Below are 19,005 nucleotides of genomic sequence, written 5' to 3'. Positions count from 1 at the left end.
TGGTTGGTGCATGTTCTTGGGGGTGGAACTGGAATTTGACGAGGTGGTGCGGCGGCAGCTGGGGGCGTTCAGCCGGGCGCAGGCGAACGCGGCGGGGATCTCGGACCGATCGATCGCGGCGAGGTGCCGGACGGGACGGATACAGCGGTTGTATCGCGGGGCGTACGTGGATTTCTCGGGTCCGGTGCCCTGGGAGACGCGGCTGTGGGCGGCCTGGCTGGCGTACGGGCCGGAGGCCGCACTGGCCGGCGAGACCGCGCTTCGGCAGTACGGGATCGACCGGAGCGGGGGTGATGTGATCCGGCTGGAGATACCGCACTGGCGCAGGTTGCGCGGTGCGGCCGGCGTCGTCGTCACCCGCACTCGCGACTTCGCCCAGCGCGTGCTCGGATCGCGGGAGCTGCCGATGGTTCGGCTCGAAGTCGCCGTGCTGACGGTCGCGAGTCGGCGGTCCCGGCCGGATGATGCCGCGGCGCTCCTCCTCGACGTCTGCCGTCAGCGCCGTACGACGCCACAACGCCTGCTCGCCGAGGTGGCCCGGATGCAACAACTCCCCCGGCGCGGTCTGCTCGTCCAGGTACTACGTGACGCCGCGGACGGAGTCCAGTCGTTCCTGGAACTCTTCTACCTGCGCAAGGTCGAGCGGGCGCACGGGCTTCCAGCCGCTCGGCGACAGGTCCGGGTCGCAGGCGAGGGCGGTGTGGTCTACCGCGATGCGACGTACGACTACAGCCTGATCGTCGAACTGGACGGTCGTGCGGGACATGAGGACGCCCGCTCGCGCTGGCGCGATATGACGAGGGACAACGCGGCGTTGATGTCGGCGCAGGCGACGCTTCGGTTCGGTTATCAGATCGTGAATGATCCCTGTGGTGCGGCGATCCAGGTCGCCACGGTCCTCCGCGCCCGAGGCTGGCCCGGCGTCCCCACCCCCTGCTGCCCGGCGTGTCCGATCGGGTTGGGGAATGTAGCGCACCTGAAATGACCTGTTTATTTCCCCAGTTCAGGTGGTGGGGAGGAGGTGGAAGCCGACGCCTCGGACGGCGTGGATGGTGACGGTGGCGCCGAGGTTGGCGAGTTTCTGGCGGAGGCGTTTGACGACCGAGTGGATGTGCGAGCCGTGGCCGAGGTGCTCGTTGCCCCAGACCGCGTGATGCAGGCGCTGGTACGTCCACACCCGGCCGGGTTCCGCGACCAGACAGTGCAGGAAGTCGTGCTCCAGCCGGGTCAGCGGCATTTCGCGGTCCTTCCAGCGGACCACCCGGCGGTCGACGTCGAGGCGCAGCTCGGCGACCGGCTCAGGTTCGCGCACCGCCTGCATCCGCCGCTCCGCAGCCGCAGCCACGGTCGGCACAGCCTGTACGTCGACCGCCGCGGTTGGCGCGACTGTGACACCGGTCAGCTCCAAGAAGGCTCGAGCCTGGTCGGCGTTCGACACCAGCAGAAGTGCGTCGGCACCGCCCAGCAGACGGGCCAGATGTACCCGTTCGGCCGTGGACGCGGCCACGCCGATCACCAACGACGCATCGGACGGCCTCTCGATCGGCATCACAAGCTCGCCCCTCCCAGTCGAACCGGCCAGCACTAAGTACGGTTCACGACGCGAACTAAGTCAAGGGATTCACGGCCCGCAGGGCTGGCACATATGCGTCCTGTCCGAGACAGGACAGGCAAAACCTCGCGACGCTCCCCGGACAGGTGTGCGATCGGCCCGCCAAGCGGAGTAGTCTCCTGGCGCACGGTCACTCTGACCGCATCCACGGAGGAACAGTGCCCGGTCTCGTTCGACGGCCGCTCGTCATCTGGTTGCTCGCGGCCCTCGCAGTTCCCGTACTGCTGACGGCTGTGCTGATTCCGGCGCGGGCCGGCACCACCGAGGACGATCTCCGCGAACGCACCACAGCCGCACTGAAGGCGCGCGGTATCGAAGGCGGCTTCGTCGACTTCGACGGCCGGAACGCGCGGATCACCGTGCCGTCCGGAGTGGATCCGGCCGTGGTCCGGGAGGTTGTGTCCGGCGTCGACGGCGTACGGTCCGTGGAGCTCGTGAACGGGCAGGCCGGCGCTACGCCGACGCCTGCGCCGACACCTGGTCCGACCAGTAGCAGTACGCCGGAGCGTTCCGACGTACCGGCGTTCGAGGTCGGGCGGACGGATCGGTCGATCCGGGTGCAGGCGCCGGTGCGCAGTCAGGCGGTCAAGGACGCGATCGCCGCCGAGGTGGAGCAGTTGCTCGGCGAGGGCCGTGAGTACGACGACCGCACCACGATCGACGCCGCGAACGGGCTCGCCGACGCAGCGACGCTGTCCGCGCTGCTGCGGGCGCTCGCGATCGGCGGCGGTGACGCCTCGGTGCGGTACGACGGGGAAACCGTGACGCTGTCCGGTGAGGTGCCGGACCAGGCGACGAAGGCGACCATCGGCCGGGCCGCCGCGGCCGCCGTACCGGGTGCGGTGATCGCGGACGAGCTGGCGCTTCCGGCGCCGGCTAAGAGCGTGGTCAGTGAGCCGTGCCGTACCTTCCCGAGCCGGTTGGCCGAGTTCAGCCGGCAGTACCCGATCAATTTCCTGTCCGGTACGTCGATCGTGAACAACGCGTCGAAACCGGCCGTGGTGAAGGCCGCCGCCGTCCTCAAGTCGTGTACGACGGTGCGCGTCGAGGTGGCCGGTCACACCGACAACCTCGGCTCGACCGCGACCAGCCTGCCGCTGTCCGAGCGCCGGGCGGCCGCGCTGAAGGCCGAACTGGTGCGGCTCGGGGTCGGCGCGGAGCGGATCCTCGCGCACGGGTACGGCGAGGCGTTCCCGATCGCATCCAACGCCACCGGCGCCGGGCGGGTCGCGAACCGCCGCGCCGAGATCCGAGTAGTTCAGGGGAACTGAATGAGCTGGCTGATCGCCGAGACCTGGATTCTGCTGCTGGTCGCGTTCGTACTGGGCAGCGCCGCCGCCTGGCTGGTGCACCGCCTCGTCCGCCACTCGGCCCGAGGGGCGCGCTGATGAGCTGGCTACTGAGAGACAACTGGCTGGGGTCCGCCCTCGCGTTCCTGGTAGGCGCAGCCATCACCTGGCGCCTCCTCGACCGCCGCCGCCCCACCCCCGCAACCCCCGCCCCGGTCCACCAGCCGGCCGGCACCAACCCCCAGCCACCACACCCGACCCCAGCCACACCAACAGACGACCTGCCCCAGCCGCCCCCGGCGCCTGAGCCCACCCCAGCCCCGGTAACTCCCCCAGCACCAGCAGCCCCGGCGGATCCTGCAGGTCCTGCCGAGGCGGATCGGGTTGAGCAGCCGGTGTTTTCGCAGTTGATGGGTGGGGAGCAGACGCTGTTCGACCACATCCAACCGGCCGCTGACGTGATACCGGACGCGCCCAACGACGTACCAACTGGGCGGTACGGCGAAGGTTCGGCCGACGCCGTGCCGCATCAAGGGCCGCCGGACGGGTTCACGATCAAGGGGAACGCGCAGTCGATGCTCTTCCACACCCCTGAATCGCCGTACTACGGCCGCACCAAGCCCGAGGTCTGGTTCCGCACGGAGGCCGACGCCGAGCGGGCCGGCTTCACCAAGTACACCCGCCGTCCGCGCAAGGCCGCGGATCCGCGCGACTGACCCTGGGAGACACGTTGCGACGTCAGCTACACCTGCCCTACATCGTCGGCGAGGACGAGGACGGCACCTGGATCGCCGAGGCCGCCCTCACCCCGGACATCTTCGTCTCCGGAGAAGGCGCCACCCGCGAGTCCTCCCTCGAAGACCTCCGCATCCAGATAGCCCTCGTAGTAGCCGATTCCGGCGCCCCCGACCAACTCGTCATCGACGTCGACGTCCCCGAGAGCTGACCCCGGCAGCGACCTACGATCACAACAGACCGACACCCTGCAGGAGGCGGAATGCCGCACGATGGCGCTGTGGAAACCGGTGGGTCGGAGCCGTTGGAGCCTGATGCTGTGATTCTCCCCGGCGAAGGCCAGGAGGGGCGCAACGTTAATGCGGATGAGGCGTATCCGGGGCTGAAGTCGGTGAATGTGCGCGGGCTGATGCGGCGGTATCGGCGTGGTGGTGGGCGTGGTGGGGCTGGGCAGCAGGCTGGGAAGCAGCGGGAGGAGCGGTCGCCGCGGCGGTGAACGCGCCGCGGTAGGACGGCTGTCGCGGCGGTGAGTGTGCCGCCGTAGAACGGCTGTTGGGGCGGCCGTCATCGAATCGCAGTACGGGCTGAGCGCGTGGCCTATTTGCTTGTACTGGCAAAGGGCCGCCAGACTGTGCGGAACGCCTTGCGGACCCGTCCGGCCGACGGCGTCACCACATCACCGCAGTACCCCCGGGAGTTGTCCGGGCTCAACGCACTGCCCTCCCCTTTTAGGTGCGCCCGAACGGGGTACGGGAACTTAGGTTCAGAGACACCTGATGGAGGTGAGCGTGACCGATATGCTGCCGGAGCAGCACCACGGACTGACGAAGAGTGACCCGCTGTGGTTCAAGCGGGCCGTCTTCTACGAGGTCCTCGTGCGGTCCTTCAAGGACTCCAACGCCGACGGCATCGGCGACCTGCAAGGCCTGACCGAGAAACTCGACTATCTCGAGTGGCTCGGTGTCGACTGTCTTTGGTTACCTCCGTTCTACCCGTCGCCCTTGCGCGACGGCGGCTACGACATCTCGCACTACACCGAGGTGATGCCGGAGATCGGGACGGTCGCCGACTTCGCGGAGTTCCTGCAGCAGGCGCACGCCCGCGGCATCCGGGTGATCGTCGACTTCGTCATGAACCACACCTCGGACCAGCACCCCTGGTTCCAGGCGTCGCGGGAGGACCCCGAGGGTCCGTACGGCGACTTCTACGTGTGGTCGGACACCGACGAGAAGTACGCCGACGCGCGCATCATCTTCGTCGACACCGAGTCCTCGAACTGGACCTGGGACCCGGTCCGCGGCCAGTACTTCTGGCACCGGTTCTACTCGAACCAGCCGGACCTGAACTTCGAGAACCCGGCCGTCGGCGACGCGATGATCGAGGCGCTGAAGTTCTGGCTCGACCTGGGCGTCGACGGTTTCCGGCTGGACGCCGTGCCGTACCTGTTCGAGGTCGACGGCACGAACTGCGAGAACCTGCCGCGCACCCACGAGTTCCTGAAGCGGGTCCGCAAGGAGGTGGACGCGAACTACGAGGACCGCGTCCTGCTCTGCGAGGCGAACCAGTGGCCGGCCGACGTGGTCGAGTACTTCGGCGACCGGGACTCCGGCGGCGACGAGTGCCAGATGGCGTTCCACTTCCCGGTGATGCCGCGCATCTTCATGGGGGTACGCCGCGAGTCGCGGTTCCCGATCTCGGAGATCCTGGCGCAGACGCCGGAGATCCCGGACACCTGCCAGTGGGGCATCTTCCTGCGCAACCACGACGAACTCACCCTCGAGATGGTCAGCGACGAAGAGCGCGACTACATGTGGGGCGAGTACGCGCAGGACCCGCGGATGAAGGCGAACATCGGCATCCGCCGCCGCCTCGCACCGCTGCTGGACAACGACACCAACAAGATGGAGTTGTTCACCGCGCTGCTGCTCAGCCTGCCGGGCTCCCCGATCCTGTACTACGGCGACGAGATCGGTATGGGCGACAACATCTGGCTGGGCGACCGGGACGGTGTCCGCACCCCGATGCAGTGGTCCCCGGACCGCAACGCCTCGTTCTCGACCGCGACACCGGGCAAGCTCAGCCTGCCGGTGATCATGGACCCGGTCTACGGTTTCCAGGCGGTGAACGTCGAGGCCGAGATGGAGAACGCCTCGTCGCTGCTGCACTGGACCCGGCGGATGATCCAGACCCGCAAGCAGCACCCGTCGTTCGGTATGGGCACGTTCACGGACCTGGGCGGCTCCAACCCGAGCGTGCTGTCGTACGTCCGGGAGTTCGGCGACGACGTGGTGCTGTGCGTGAACAACCTGTCGAGGTTCCCGCAGCCGATCGAGCTGGACCTGCGGCAGTGGCAGGGCGTGGAGCCGATCGAACTTCTCGGCGGTGTGCACTTCCCCACGATCGGCGAGTTGCCCTACCTTCTGACCCTCGGCGCGCACGGTTTCTACTGGTTCCGGCTGCCGGTGACGAAGCCGGAAGCCCAGCCGGAAAAGCATGAGGAGAGCATTTAAGTGACTTCCCATCTGGACCAGGTCCAGTCCTTCTGCGCGAGCCAGAGGTGGTTCGGGGAGAAGGGACACGACGTTCACGTCGAAGCGGTGGCCACGTCGACGTGGCTGTCGGACGCGGACGCCTGGCCGGCGGTCCGGATCGGGTTCGTCTACTGTGCGGGTCCACCCGGGGCGGAATCCCCGATCCGGGTGTACCAGCTGCCGCTCAGCTACCACCGCGCCCCGGTCGAGAACCTCGGCCACGCGCTGGTCGGTGAGTGGACCGAACCGGACCTCGGCGACACCGAGGTCTGGGTGTACGACGCGCTGCACGACAAGGAAGCGACGCCGTATTGGCTGGACGGGCTCACGCACGGACGGCAGCTGGACGGGCTGGAGTTCCATCCCGTCCAGGCGCCGGAGGGATCGATCGAGGTACCGGAGGACGCGCAGTCGCTGGTACTGACGGTCGAGCAGAGCAACACGTCGCTGGTGTTCGGCGACGTCGCGCTCCTGAAGGTGTTCCGCCGGCTCGAGCCCGGGAGCAACCCCGGGGTCGAGATCGAGTCGGCGCTCACCGAGTCCGGGTCCGACCTGGTCCCGGAGGTGCTGGGGTCCGCGCGGGGCCGGTGGCCGCGCGCGGGCGGCGGTACCGACAGCGGCGAGCTGGCGATGATGACGGCGTTCCAGAAGAACGCGACCGACGGCTGGACGTTCGCGACCTCGTCGGTACGGGACCTGTACGCCGAGGCCGACCTGCACGCCGAGGAGGTCGGCGGTGACTTCGCCGCCGAGTCGCACCGGCTCGGCGCGAGTACGGCGCAGGTGCACTCGGAGCTGGCGAAGGCGCTCGGCACCGACGTGTGGGAGCCGGCGAAGCTGGTCGAGCACGCGGACGCGATGCGGCGCCGGCTCGACAAGGCCGCTGCCGCGATCCCGGAGCTCACGCCGTACGCCGGCGGTCTGGCGCGGGCGTTCGACGCGCTGGCGGCGTACGACCAGCCGGTGACGGTGCAGCGGATCCACGGCGACTTCCATCTCGGTCAGGTGTTGCGCACCATCGACGGCTGGAAGCTGATCGACTTCGAGGGCGAGCCGGCCAAGTCGCTGGTCGAGCGGCGGGCGCTGGACACCGAGGTGAAGGACATCGCCGGGATGCTGCGCTCGTTCGACTACGCGGCCCGGTCGCTGCTGGCCGATCATCAGGGCGACCAGCAGATCGCGTACCGCGCGGCCGAGTGGACGACCCGCAACCAGCAGGCCTTCTGCGACGGGTACGCCGAGGTCGCGGGCGCCGATCCGCGCGAGCACGGCGTACTGCTGAACGCGTTCCTGGCCGACAAGGTGATCTACGAGGTCCTGTACGACGCCCGCAACCGCCCGAGCTGGCTGCCGATCCCGCTGGCGGCTGCCGCGCAGTTGGCCGAACAGTGATACCCCAAATCTCAACCAAGTAATCCTCTCGGGGCTGAGAATTACAGAGCGCTTGTGAACGCTCACTGCAATACTTTCGGGTATGTCGCCCGAGTCACCACAGTTAGAGGTCCTTGTCCTAGGGCCTCTCGCGGTCCGGCTCGGGGGCAATCCGGTCGCGGTCGACCGTCCGCTGGAGCGCGCGCTGCTGGTCCGGCTCGCGCTGGCCGGCGGGCTGTCCGTACCGGACCACCGGTTGGCGACCGACCTGTGGGGCGACGTCGACCTGGCCCGCCCGACGGAGCGGTTGCGGGTGCTCGCGTCCCGTTTGCGCGGGGCGATCGACGCCCCTGAGGCGCTGGTCCGGGTCAACGGCGGCTACGCGCTCGCGGCCCGGCTGACCGACCTGAACGCGGCCCGTGCGGCAGCCGAGCAGATGCATGCGGCGGTGCGGTCCGGCGACCACTTCGCCGTACGTACGACGGCGCAGGCCGCGCTCGCGCAGTGGCGGGGGCCGTCGCTGGCTGATCTGCGCACGGTCCCGTACGCCGTGGCGGAGGGCGAGCAACTGGACGCGTGGCGGCTGGCGCTGCAGGTCGAGCGGCTGGACGCGGAACTCGCTCTCGGACATGCCGCCGAGGCCGCGCGCGAGCTGGAGGCTCTTGCGGCCGAGAACCCTTTGCACGAACGGCTCTGGTGCCTGCTGGCTCTCTCGCTCTACCGCACCGGTCGGCAGGCCGACGCTCTGACGCGGCTGGCAACGCTGCGGAGCCGGCTGGCCGATGAGCTCGGTGTGGATCCCGCCCCCGACACTGCCGCGATGGAGCTGCGCCTGCTCCGCCAGGACCCTGCCCTGCTCCCCCAAGCCGTCGCGGCCCCTGCCCCTGCCCCTGCGCCAACGGTCAAGCTGCCGGCTCCGATGACCAGCTTCGTCGGCCGGCACAAGGAGCTGGCGTCGCTGGCAGAACGGCTCAGCGAGCCCGGTCTGGTCACGTTGACGGGCGGTCCGGGGAGCGGGAAGTCCCGGCTCGCGTTCGAGGCAGCGCGGACGGTGGCAGGTCGGGGCGTACGGCTGGTCGAGCTGGCGCCGTTGCAGCGTGAGAGCGCCGTACTGGAAGCGATTGCGGGTGACGATGCGGGCGGGCACGATCCGCTGGGCGCGGCTGCGGCGGCGCTGGACGGGTCGGTGCTCGTGATCGACAACGCCGAGCACCTGGTCGAGCAGACGGCGGAGGTCGTGGCCGCGTTGTTGCAGCGGGCGCCTGCGCTGACCGTTCTGGTCACGTCACAGCGGCCCTTGCAGCTGGCGAACGAGGACATCCGGCCGATGCGGCCGCTGGACCCGCTGGACGCGGCCCGGCTGTTCGGTGAACGGTCCGCCGCCGATGCGCAGGGAGCCGACCCGGAGCAGGTTGCGGCCATCTGTACGGCGGTCGACCGCTACCCGCTCGGTATCGAGCTCGCTGCTGGTCTCACACGGACCCTGACCGTGCCGCAGCTGACCAAGCGGCTGGCCGACCGGATGCGGTTGCTGGTCGCCGGCGCGCGGGATGCGCAGCTCCGGCACGCGAGTCTGGTCGCGGCACTTGACTGGAGCCACCAGCTCCTCAGTGACGCGGAGCGCGCCGTACTGCGCCGGATCGCGGTGTTCGCGGGTGGGTTCACCCTGGAAGCGGCGGAACAGGTCGCGGTCGATCCCCGCGACGTGGCACCCGCGCTCACCGAGCTGGCGGACCGGAGTCTGTTGACGGTCGAGGCCGTCAACGGACGGCGGTTCCGGCTGCTGGAGACCGTGCGCGACTATGCGCTCGGAAAGCTCGAGGAGGCCGGCGAGACCGAGTTGGTGCGGACGGCGCAGCTGGAGTGGGCAGTCGGCTTCGTCGAGGCGGTCGGCCGCGCTGACGACGACTTCGCGTCGGCCGAGTCCGTGACCGAGGTCTTCGGCGAGTGGCCGAACCTGCTCGACGTACTGGATCGCGCCCCGGGGACGGACCGCGCGGTCCTCGGGCTGCGGCTGGCACTCGCGCTGCATACCCCCTGGCTGATCCGCGGCCTGTACGCCGAAGCGGCTCGGCACCTCGACGCGCTCGCGGATGCGCCCGGTGCGACCACGGCTGAACGGGTCACCGCGCTGAGCAATCACGGCTTCGTGCTGACGATGTGCGGCCAGTTCGACCAGGCCGCGGAGTCGTTGACCACGGCCGAGGCGCTCGCACGGACACAGGACGACGACACGCTCACGCTGACCGCGCTCTACTACCGCAGCATCGTGGAGATCGAACGCGGTCATCTCCGGGACGCCTTCACACCGTTGCTCGCCGGTCAGGCCCTGGCGCAGACGTCGCCGCAGCACGAGCGCAGGCTGTCGGCGTGCACGGACGCGCTCGGCACGCTGTATGTCTACACAGGCCAACCGGCCAAGGCACTCGAGTGCTACGAGACGTGCATCGTCGCGGATCGCGAGTACGGCGACGAGCACGGACTCTCCCGCGGCCTCAGCAACCTGGCCGGCGCACTGGTCGGCCTGGAGCGGTACGACGACGCGTTGCAGGCGGCCACCGAGTCCGACCACTACGCGCGGCGCCTCGACGACCGGCAGATCCTGCCGCTCAACGACGTGATCCGCGGCCTCGTCGCGATCGCCCGCGGAGATCTCGACGAGGGGGAGAAGTTCCTGCGCTCCGCGGTCGAGTACGCGATCGCGGACGACACCGGCGTCACGCACGCGTACATCGACCTGGCCGACCTCCTGGTCCTGCAGGGCGAACTCGACGAAGCGGCCAGCCTCCTCGACGCGGTCTTCGCGGAAACCCCCGACCACAGCACGTCCTGGCTCGCCGCACGCGCAGTCGCCGCCGCCCTCGCACTCGCCCAAGGCAACCGCGCCCACGCCACCACCCTCGTCACCGAAACCACCTCGTCCTACACCAAAACCGGCTTCGCCTGGCCCCGCTACAGCACCCGTCTCGACACCGTTCGCGCTGCGTTGAGCGATTGAGTTTGTGTACTTCGGGACTCGACGGGTACGGGGTTGCGGTGAATGGCGTAGGGATCGGGCAGGATGGGGTTCATGGGAGAGCGTGAAGCTTTTGAGGAGCCGGTGGTGGCGGCTGACGTGCCTGTGGTGACAGCGGTTTCGGTGGATCGGACCGATCTCGAACGACTGGTCGCCGGCACGTTCCACGATCCTCATCAGGTGCTCGGCCCGCATCTCGGGGACCACGGCGTCACCGTCCGCGCGCTACGCCCGTACGCGAACAGCGTGACGGTGCTGTACGACGACCAGCGGCTCGAGCTCCGGCACGAGTACGACGGGATCTGGGTCGGCGTACTCGATATCGACAAGGTCCCGGACTACCGTCTCGAGGTCACCTACACCGACGGTCCCGCGACCGAGGTCGACGACCCGTACCGGTACCTCCCGTCGCTCGGCGAGGTGGATCTGCACCTGATCGGCGAGGGCCGCCATGAGCAGCTGTGGACCGTGCTCGGCGCCCACGTCCGGCGGTACGAGGGGCCGGGCGGCGCCGTGACCGGTACGTCGTTCGCGGTCTGGGCCCCGAACGCGCAGGGCATCCGGCTGACCGCGGACTTCAACTTCTGGGACGGGCGCGCGCATCCGCTGCGCTCGCTCGGCGGCTCCGGTGTGTGGGAGCTGTTCGTACCCGGCGTCGGCCCCGGTACGCGGTACAAGTTCGACATCTGCGGCCGCGACGGCGTCTGGCGGCAGAAGGCCGACCCGATGGCGAACCTGGCCGAGACTCCCCCGGCGAACGCGTCCGTCGTGCACGAGTCGACGTACGAGTGGAGCGACGCCGACTGGCTGGCCAAGCGCGCCGACGCGCAGGCCTACGCCGAGCCGATGAGCGTGTACGAGGTGCATCTCGGCTCGTGGCGCAAGGGCAAGTCGTACCGCGAGCTGGCCGACGAGCTCGTTGCCTATGTCAACGACATGGGCTTCACGCATGTCGAGTTCATGCCGGTGATGGAGCACCCGTTCGGCGGTTCGTGGGGCTACCAGGTCACGTCGTACTTCGCTCCGACGTCGCGCTTCGGCGACCCGGACGACTTCAAGCACCTCGTCGACCGGCTGCACCAGGCGGGGATCGGCGTCCTCGTCGACTGGGTCCCGGCGCACTTCCCGAAGGACGCCTGGGCGCTGGCCCGGTTCGACGGGACGCCGCTCTACGAGCACCCGGACCCGCGGCGCGGCGAGCAGCCCGACTGGGGCACGCTGGTGTTCGACTTCGGCCGTCCGCAGGTGCGGAACTTCCTGGTCGCGAACGCGCTCTACTGGGCCGAGGAGTTCCACATCGACGGGCTGCGGGTGGACGCGGTCGCGTCGATGCTCTACCTGGACTACTCGCGTCAAGAGGGTCAGTGGGTGCCGAACCAGTTCGGCGGCCGGGAGAACCTGGAGGCCGTGTCGTTCCTGCAGGAGATGAACGCGACGCTCTACAAGCGGGTCCCGGGCGTGATCACGGTCGCGGAGGAGTCGACGTCCTGGCCGGGTGTCACCCGCGCGACGCATCTCGGCGGTCTCGGGTTCGGCTTCAAGTGGAACATGGGCTGGATGAACGACTCGCTGCGCTACCTGGAGCACGAGCCGGTGCACCGGCAGTACCACCACCACGAGCTGACGTTCTCGATGATGTACGCGTACTCCGAGAACTTCGTCCTCCCGCTGTCCCACGACGAGGTCGTGCACGGCAAGGGGTCGCTGCTGCGGAAGATGCCGGGTGACCGCTGGCAGCAGCTCGCGAACCTCCGCGCGTACCTGGCGATGATGTGGGCGCACCCGGGTAAGCAGCTGCTGTTCATGGGCTGCGAGTTCGGCCAGGAGTCGGAGTGGTCGGAGAAGGGCGAGCTGGACTGGTGGCTGCTGGAGCACAGCGACCACAAGGGTCTGCAGGACCTGATCCGCGACCTGAACCAGGTCTACAAGGACAACCCGGCGTTCTGGCGGACGGACCACGACGCGGAGAAGTTCAGCTGGATCGACGCGAACGACGCCGGCAACAACGTGTTCTCGTTCGTCCGGTACGGCGAGGAGGGTGAACCGACCGTGGCGTGTATCGCGAACTTCTCCGCGATCCCGCACCACGGCTACCGCCTCGGCCTGCCGTATGCCGGTCGCTGGGAGGAGGTCGTCAACACCGACGCCAACTCGTACGGCGGATCCGGTGTCGGCAACTTCGGCGCGGTGGAGGCCAACGGCACACCCTGGCACGGGATGGACAGCAGCGCCGAGCTGTCCGTGCCACCCCTGGCCACGGTGTACCTGCGCTTCACCGGGTAGCGTTCACGGCGTGACCGCCGTGGAACCCCTGTCAGATGGTGACCTGACGCTGCGCCCTTCGCAGCCGAACGGGCAGGTGACGACGTTCACCGTCGAGCACAGGGCCCCAGGCGACACCATGGGGACCATCGAGGTGCGCCGGACCACGCCTGGGGCCGCTTTGGTCGTCTGGTCCCTCGAAGGCGGCCCCGGAGTCGCGGAGCAGGCCATGCGGCTCGTAACGGAGTACGCCTTCGGTGAGCTCGGGCTCGAGCGGCTGCAGGTCGAGGTGGACCCGGAGCTGCATTCGTCGGCCCGGATCGCGGTCCGCTCCGGGTTCCGGCGTGAAGGCGTACTGCGCGGTGCCGCGCTCGTGGAGGGTGAGCGCCGCGACGTCGCCATCTACGGCATGCGCACCGATGACCCGCGCCCGAACACGGTGACCGGCTGGACGGCTTTGATGGACTCGACGCTGCCCAAGAAGCGGGTGATCGCGCACGTCGTCGTCCGCGACACCGGTGGACGGGTGCTGCTGTGCGAGGTCAGCTACAAGAGCGACCTGGAGCTGCCGGGCGGCGTGGTCGAGCCGGACGAGGACCCGGCGACCGGCGCGTCCCGCGAGATGGAGGAGGAGCTCGGTACGGCGCTCCCGCTGCTCGGCGTACTGGCGATCGACTGGCTGCCGCGCTGGGAGGGCTGGGGCGACGCTGTCGAGATCCTGTACGACGGCGGCGTCCACGACCCGTCGCTGATCGACCGGTTGCAGCCGGACGGATTCGAGATCCGCGGTGTCTCGTGGCATCCGCCGGACAAGCTGGCCGGGCTGGTGTCACCGCTCAACGCCCGCCGACTCCCGATGCTCCTGGCCGCCCCGGACCAGCTGCACAACCTCAGGAACGGCTCGCCGATCACCTCGTGAGCTGAGCGGCGCACCACTGCTTTGTCCGGCACGTACGCCGCACGCTCTCCTGTCCGATGTGCGGTCGGCGATCAACCCGATCCGGGAACATGGAACAGGCAACGGTGGGTAGGCACCTGGTATTACCTGTCCCCAGTCACCACTGCCTGTTCCCAGTCCCCGCTGTTCGGCTGCCCACCCACTACCTCCCCTGGGGCACGACTTCCCCGGGGTGCAGGGCTCCCCAAACCGGTTTGGGGAGCCAAGCAGCCACGGGGTTTGCGGCGGCGCCCGCGCCGGCACCAACCACCCACACAGCCCGCAGTCGTCGCGGTAGTTATCTCGTGAGCTGGTTGATGCACCAGGTGTAGTGGCCGTCGCCGGCGTTCTCGTCGTAGATCGTGGCGGTGATGACGGCGTACGCCCTCCGGTACAGCCGCATCCGCTCCCGATCGTGCCCGAGCTCCTCGAACCGGGCCGTGAGCAGGTCGTCGAGTCGGCGCGCGTCGGGCGAATACATGTCGAAGAACCCGGCCGCCAGCGACGCCTCGAACGTGCTGTCCCCTCCGGTCGACAGGAACCCCCAGTCCAGCACTGCCGCGACCCGCTGACCGTCCATCAGCACGTTGGGCGGACAGATGTCCCCGTGCACGACACTCAACCCGTCGCCGATCTGAGCCAGGCCGTCCAGCATGTTCCGCAACAGTTCTGGGAAACCGGCGACGTCCCGCTGCAGGTAAACACCCGAGGCGTGGGCGCGACGCCGTACCAATCCCGCCAAACTCTCGCCCCACGACCAGAACGGCTGTCCCAGCACCGGCATCGCCTGGTGCGCCGGCCCTGGCCGCGCCTCGCGCAACGCCTCGACCACGGACACGAACGCGTCCAGGGCGACCTCTTCCGGCAGCCCGGCCTCGGACAGCGGTACGCCGGTCAGCTTGTCCTCGACGCTGACCGCCAGCCCGTCCTCGCCCGCGGAGATCTCCCGGATCCGCGGCGTCCGGAACGGCAGCTCCGGCAGCGCGTCGAGGAACGCCTTCAACGGCCGGACGTCCTCCGGCCGGCGATCGAACCAGACCTTCCGCACGGTGCCGTCGCCGAGATCGTAGACGGCACCTTCCATCCCCTGCCCGATGAGTTCCACCGGGCCGACCCTAGCGAACGAAGCGAATCGTCAACGGGTAGCGGTAGTCGTCCCCACCGGACGCGGCGACCGTCGCGAGGATGATCACCACGAGCGCCGCGATCGCGCCGATCACGATCAGCGGTACGACGATCAGCACCCCGAGACCGAACGTGATGAAGATCAGCACGGCCGCGAGTGCCGAGTAGATCAGCAGCGAGATCTGGAAGTTCAGCGACTCCACCGCGTGCCGCTTCACGAAGTCCGAGCGGTCCCGGAAGATCAGCCAGATGATCAGCGGGCAGAGGAAGCCCATCGCCAGCCAGGCGGCGATCAGCACACCGATGTGCGCGACCATCGCCCACGTACGTTCTTCGGAGCCTGACAGCGGCGTGCTCATAATCCAGTCAAGCACACCGATTCCTTTTCGCGGTGTCCTCGGTCAGTACCGGTGACAGACCTGCAACGAAAGGGACGCACGATGGCGAGCAAGGAGTCGGAAGCAGTACGGCGGCACTGGGCCGCGAACCGGAAGGCCGCCGAGGAGAACCGCCAGGACGGCGATCAGGAGCTGGCCGATCATCGCTGGGCCGAGCTGACGACCGAGCCGGCGGACGTCGACTATCTGGCGGTGCCGGGACGCCGGGCGCAGTGGATCGTGCCGCACGGCGCCGCCGCCGACCGGGTGCTGCTGTGTCTGCATGGCGGCGGCTTCGTCGGCGGATCGCAGTACTCGCACCGGAAGCTGTTCGCGCACCTCGCCCGAGAGGTCGGCGTACGGGCGCTGGTCTTCGACTATCCGCTGGCGCCCGATCACACGCATCCGGCCCAGGTCGACGACGCGGCCGACACGTACCGCTGGCTGCTCGATCAGGGCATCGCGCCCGAGCACGTCCTGTTCACCGGTGACTCGGCCGGCGGCGGGCTGGCGATCACCACGCAGCTGCGCGCCCGCTCGGTCGGCCTGCCACTGCCCGCCGGTGCGATGCCGTTCTCGCCGTGGGTGGACTTCGAGGCCACGGGAGCGTCGTACGACCAGAACCGGGACCGCGACGCGTTCTTCCACCGGGACCTGGTGCGCAGGCTCGCCTGGATCTTCCTCGGTCCGGACGGTTCACCGCGCGATCCGTTCGTGAACCCGCTGTACGGCGACCTGACCGGGCTCGGACCGATCTACATCCAGGTCGGCGGGGACGAAGTACTGCTGGACGACGCGCAGCAGCTCGCGGCGGGCGCGGAGAAGGCCGGGGTCGAGGTGGAGCTGGACGTGTTCCCGGAGATGCAGCACACGTTCCAGATGGCGGCCGGGCGCGCGCCGGAGGCGGACGATGCGATCCGGCGGATGGGACGCTTTGCCCGACGGGTGCTGGAGCTGCGATGACTCAGGGAGCTGTGATGAGCGAGTTCGGCCTGACCGAGCCGTTCCGCAAGGAGTTGCTCGCGCACTGCTACCGGATGCTGGCGTCCGTCCACGAGGCCGAGGACGCGGTGCAGGAAACGTACCTGCGCGCCTGGCGGTCGTGGTCGTCCTTCGAGGGCCGCTCGTCCTTGCGGGTCTGGCTGTACCGCATCGCGACCAACGTCTGCCTGACCGCGATCGAACAGCGCGGCCGCCGCGCACTCCCGTCCGGTCTCGGAGCACCCGCGACCGACCTCAGTCCCGGGGTGCCGCCGGACGATCCGGCGGTGCGGTTCGTGGAGCCGATCGCCGAGACCCTGGTGACACCTGCGCCGACGGATCCTGCTGCGATCGTCACGCTGCGGGAGAGTCTGCGGCTGGCTCTGATCGCCGCCTTGCAGTACCTGCCGCCGAAGCAGCGCGCCGTACTGATCCTGCGAGAGGTCCTCGCCTTCCCGGCCGCTGAGGTTGCGACCATGCTCGACACGTCGGTCGCGGCCGTGAAGAGCACCCTCCAGCGCGCCCGTGCCAACCTGGATTCCACGGCTCCGGGCGAGGTCTCGGCGCCGACCGACCCCGAATCGCTAGCACTGCTAGGCGACTACATCGCCGGCTTCGAGAACGCCGACACCGCCGCGCTGGAACGTGCTCTCCGCGCGGATGCCGCGATCGAAATGGTCGGTACGACGACCTGGTTCAGCGGTCGCGTGATGTGCCTGCAGCTCCTCGCCTCCGCCGTCGGCGCACCGGGCGACTGGCGGATGATCCCGATCATCGCGAACGGCCAGCCCGCGGTAGGCGCCTACTTCAAGGGCGACCCGTACGGTGTCGCCGTCCTCACGCCAACCCCCACCGGCCTGACCCACATCCACGTCTTCAGCGACCCCGAGCTGGTGCCGTACTTCGGCCTGCCTAGAGTTCCTGCACCGCAAGCCGCGCCCGGCGGCTCGTGCTGACCAGCGCCAACGCCAGTACGACGAGACCCATCGCGAGCGTCGGCCACCAGACGATGTGCTCTGCGCGGACGAACCGCCGCGGATCGGTCGTCGCGGTGGCGCCGACGATCGATCCGGCGATCGCGACACCGAGCGACGTACCGGTCTGCCGGCCGACCGACGCCAGCGAACCCGCCAGGCCGGCCATCGACGCGGGCATCCCGGACACCGCCGAATTCGCGATCGGCGGATTGATGGTGCCGAGGAAGACGCCGAAGAACAGGAAGACCGCGAGTACGGCGAGCAGCGGCGTGGACGCCTGGATCGTGAGCGAGGCGAGTGCTCCGAGCGTCAGCGCCGTACCTGCGACGACGAGCGGTAGGCGCGGGCCGCGCGCGCCGACGATCCGGCCGGTCAGCGGTGAGAGGACGCAGATCAGGAGACCGACGGGCAGCAGGCACAGGCCGGCTTCCAGGGCGGACAGGTGCCGAACGCTTTGCAGGTAGAGCGTGGTGACGAAGAGGAATGCGCCGAACCCGGTGTAGGCGAACATCGCGATCACCACGGCCGAGCTGAACGGGACGCTGCGGAACAGGCGGAGCTCGAGCAACGGCTCCGCGCGGCGGCGTTCGTACGCGATCAGGAGGACCGCGGCGACAGCGGCCGCGACGATCAGCGGTGTTCGCAGGCCGTTCTTCTCGATGATCGCGGAGACGACGCTGCCGAGCAGGACGACGACCAGAAGCTGGCCGATCGGGTCGAAGCGGCGGCCGTGGGCGGCGCGGGACTCGGGGACGTACAAGCTGGTGAAGATCACCGCGAGGACGACGATCGGCAGGTTCACCCAGAAGATCGAACGCCAGCCGAGACCGTCGACGAGCGCACCGCCGAGGATCGGGCCGAGGACGAGCGAGAGGCCCGCGGTCGCGCCGAAGATGCCGATCGCGCGGGCGCGTTCGGCGCGCTCCGGGAACACCGTCACCACGATCGCCATCGCGACCGGGTTGAGCAGCGTGCCGCCGACCGCCTGGACGGCGCGGGCGGCGATCAGCGTCTCGATGCTCGGGGCGAGGCTGCAGAGCAGGGAGCCGAGGCCGAAGACGGTCAGCCCGAGGCGGAACATGCGCTTGCGGCCGTACCGGTCGGCCGTGGAGCCGGCCAGCAGCAGGAAGCTCGCCAGCACCAGCGTGTAGGCGTCGACGGTCCACTGCAGGCCGGCCGTCGAGGCGCCGAGATCGTCCCCGATCGCGGGCAGCGCCATGTTCACGATCGAGATGTCCATCACCGAGATCAGCAGGCTCGCGCAGCAGATCGCGAGGACGGCGTACCGGCGGACCGTGGCCGATTCCTGGAGGGTGGTCATGGAACAACGCTAGGATTTAGAGCGTGCTCGAAGTCAATGAACGCGGGATCAGCATCTCCGAAGCCGCCGAACGCACCGGCGTCAGCGTCCACACGCTGCGGTACTACGAGCGCGCCGGCCTGGTCGTCACCACCGTCGACCGCACCGCGGGCGGGCGTCGCCGGTACCGGCAGATCGACCTGGACTGGATCAAGATCTGCACCAGGTTCCGCGCCACCGGCATGCCGATCCGCACCATCCGCCGGTACGCCGAACTCGTCACCGCCGGCCGCGGCAACGAGAAGGACCGCCTCGAACTCCTCGAGACCCACCGCGCCGAGATTCTCACCCAACTCGCCCAACTCACCGAAAGCCTCGACCTCATAGACCACAAGATCGACGTCTACCGAGGCCGCCTCCAAGCCGGCACCGCCGACCACCTCTGGGCCCCCCACGAATAACCCACCCGCTCCCGCCCATCCCGCGCAGGCT

Annotated in this window: 16 protein-coding genes; 12 read left to right on the top strand and 4 right to left on the bottom strand. The window is 69.1% G+C overall.

What is annotated here, in order from left to right; genetic code table 11:
• The first annotated feature begins 22 nt into the window (after positions 1-22).
• A complete protein-coding gene (locus E0H92_RS29710; RefSeq protein ID WP_165550100.1) occupies positions 23-985 on the top strand; it encodes a type IV toxin-antitoxin system AbiEi family antitoxin domain-containing protein in 963 nt (320 codons plus the stop codon).
• Positions 986-1,003: 18 nt separating this feature from the next.
• Here the strand turns inward: E0H92_RS29710 and E0H92_RS29705 are convergent, their stop codons facing one another.
• Positions 1,004-1,549 carry a winged helix-turn-helix domain-containing protein gene (locus E0H92_RS29705; RefSeq protein WP_131498591.1) on the bottom strand — a complete coding sequence of 182 codons (546 nt, stop codon included), beginning with the start codon at positions 1,547-1,549 and terminating at the stop codon, positions 1,004-1,006.
• Positions 1,550-1,770: 221 nt separating this feature from the next.
• On the opposite strand from E0H92_RS29705, the gene arfA reads away from it, so the two are divergent.
• The 8 genes from arfA to E0H92_RS29665 all read left to right on the top strand — a co-directional run bounded on the left by arfA (position 1,771) and on the right by E0H92_RS29665 (position 13,735).
• Positions 1,771-2,883, top strand: a complete 1,113-nt coding sequence (gene arfA, locus E0H92_RS29700) for a channel-forming protein ArfA/OmpATb (protein WP_238173659.1) — start codon at positions 1,771-1,773, stop codon at positions 2,881-2,883.
• Between the two features lie 413 nt (positions 2,884-3,296).
• The gene (locus tag E0H92_RS45825; RefSeq protein WP_131498590.1) at positions 3,297-3,617 is read left to right on the top strand and encodes a sunset domain-containing protein; all 321 of its coding nucleotides are present in this window, start codon (positions 3,297-3,299) and stop codon (positions 3,615-3,617) included.
• Between the two features lie 14 nt (positions 3,618-3,631).
• Complete coding sequence (locus E0H92_RS29690) at positions 3,632-3,847, top strand: hypothetical protein (RefSeq protein WP_131498589.1); 216 nt, start codon at positions 3,632-3,634, stop codon at positions 3,845-3,847.
• 565 nt (positions 3,848-4,412) lie between these two features.
• Positions 4,413-6,146 carry a maltose alpha-D-glucosyltransferase gene (gene treS, locus E0H92_RS29685; RefSeq protein ID WP_131291557.1) on the top strand — a complete coding sequence of 578 codons (1,734 nt, stop codon included), beginning with the start codon at positions 4,413-4,415 and terminating at the stop codon, positions 6,144-6,146.
• The gene (locus E0H92_RS29680; RefSeq protein ID WP_131463671.1) at positions 6,147-7,559 is read left to right on the top strand and encodes a maltokinase N-terminal cap-like domain-containing protein; all 1,413 of its coding nucleotides are present in this window, start codon (positions 6,147-6,149) and stop codon (positions 7,557-7,559) included.
• A gap of 82 nt (positions 7,560-7,641) precedes the next feature.
• Positions 7,642-10,536 carry an ATP-binding protein gene (locus E0H92_RS29675; RefSeq protein WP_131498588.1) on the top strand — a complete coding sequence of 965 codons (2,895 nt, stop codon included), beginning with the start codon at positions 7,642-7,644 and terminating at the stop codon, positions 10,534-10,536.
• 105 nt (positions 10,537-10,641) lie between these two features.
• Positions 10,642-12,837 carry a 1,4-alpha-glucan branching protein GlgB gene (gene glgB / locus E0H92_RS29670; protein WP_238173658.1) on the top strand — a complete coding sequence of 732 codons (2,196 nt, stop codon included), beginning with the start codon at positions 10,642-10,644 and terminating at the stop codon, positions 12,835-12,837.
• A 10-nt stretch (positions 12,838-12,847) separates the two neighbouring features.
• On the top strand, positions 12,848-13,735 hold the full coding sequence (locus E0H92_RS29665) for an NUDIX hydrolase (RefSeq protein ID WP_238173657.1): 888 nt from the start codon (positions 12,848-12,850) through the stop codon (positions 13,733-13,735).
• Positions 13,736-14,051: 316 nt separating this feature from the next.
• On the opposite strand, the gene E0H92_RS29660 is transcribed toward E0H92_RS29665, so the two are convergent.
• Both E0H92_RS29660 and E0H92_RS29655 read right to left on the bottom strand, forming a co-directional pair.
• Positions 14,052-14,858, bottom strand: a complete 807-nt coding sequence (locus E0H92_RS29660; protein WP_131498587.1) for an aminoglycoside phosphotransferase family protein — start codon at positions 14,856-14,858, stop codon at positions 14,052-14,054.
• A gap of 10 nt (positions 14,859-14,868) precedes the next feature.
• Positions 14,869-15,252 carry a DUF4870 domain-containing protein gene (locus E0H92_RS29655; RefSeq protein WP_202873901.1) on the bottom strand — a complete coding sequence of 128 codons (384 nt, stop codon included), beginning with the start codon at positions 15,250-15,252 and terminating at the stop codon, positions 14,869-14,871.
• Between the two features lie 66 nt (positions 15,253-15,318).
• Between E0H92_RS29655 and E0H92_RS29650 the strand changes: the two genes are divergently transcribed.
• Together E0H92_RS29650 and E0H92_RS29645 are read left to right on the top strand one after the other, a co-directional pair.
• Positions 15,319-16,218 (top strand): alpha/beta hydrolase, encoded by a 900-nt coding sequence (locus E0H92_RS29650; protein WP_131498586.1) that lies wholly within the window; start codon positions 15,319-15,321, stop codon positions 16,216-16,218.
• Between the two features lie 14 nt (positions 16,219-16,232).
• Entirely contained in the window at positions 16,233-17,192 is a 960-nt protein-coding gene (locus E0H92_RS29645; RefSeq protein ID WP_131498585.1) for an RNA polymerase subunit sigma-70, read from the top strand.
• Here E0H92_RS29645 and E0H92_RS29640 read toward each other — a convergent pair.
• Complete coding sequence (locus tag E0H92_RS29640) at positions 17,149-18,534, bottom strand: MFS transporter (RefSeq protein WP_131498584.1); 1,386 nt, start codon at positions 18,532-18,534, stop codon at positions 17,149-17,151. The genes E0H92_RS29645 and E0H92_RS29640 overlap by 44 nt on opposite strands.
• Positions 18,535-18,557: 23 nt before the next feature.
• Between E0H92_RS29640 and E0H92_RS29635 the strand changes: the two genes are divergently transcribed.
• Complete coding sequence (locus tag E0H92_RS29635) at positions 18,558-18,974, top strand: MerR family transcriptional regulator (protein WP_131498583.1); 417 nt, start codon at positions 18,558-18,560, stop codon at positions 18,972-18,974.
• Positions 18,975-19,005: the final 31 nt, after the last annotated feature.

Source organism: Kribbella speibonae (genome assembly GCF_004331375.1).
GTDB lineage: Bacteria > Actinomycetota > Actinomycetes > Propionibacteriales > Kribbellaceae > Kribbella > Kribbella sindirgiensis.
This window is presented reverse-complemented; position numbering and strand designations above follow the sequence as displayed.

Excerpts from the sequence above, each read along its gene's own strand:
- E0H92_RS29705 (WP_131498591.1), bottom strand. The coding sequence starts at position 1,549 with ATGCCGATCGAGAGGCCGTCCGATGCGTCGTTGGTGATCGGCGTGGCC.
- treS (WP_131291557.1), top strand. The coding sequence starts at position 4,413 with ATGGAGGTGAGCGTGACCGATATGCTGCCGGAGCAGCACCACGGACTG.
- E0H92_RS29675 (WP_131498588.1), top strand. The coding sequence starts at position 7,642 with ATGTCGCCCGAGTCACCACAGTTAGAGGTCCTTGTCCTAGGGCCTCTC.
- E0H92_RS29650 (WP_131498586.1), top strand. The coding sequence starts at position 15,319 with ATGGCGAGCAAGGAGTCGGAAGCAGTACGGCGGCACTGGGCCGCGAAC.
- E0H92_RS29645 (WP_131498585.1), top strand. The coding sequence starts at position 16,233 with ATGAGCGAGTTCGGCCTGACCGAGCCGTTCCGCAAGGAGTTGCTCGCG.
- E0H92_RS29640 (WP_131498584.1), bottom strand. The coding sequence starts at position 18,534 with ATGACCACCCTCCAGGAATCGGCCACGGTCCGCCGGTACGCCGTCCTC.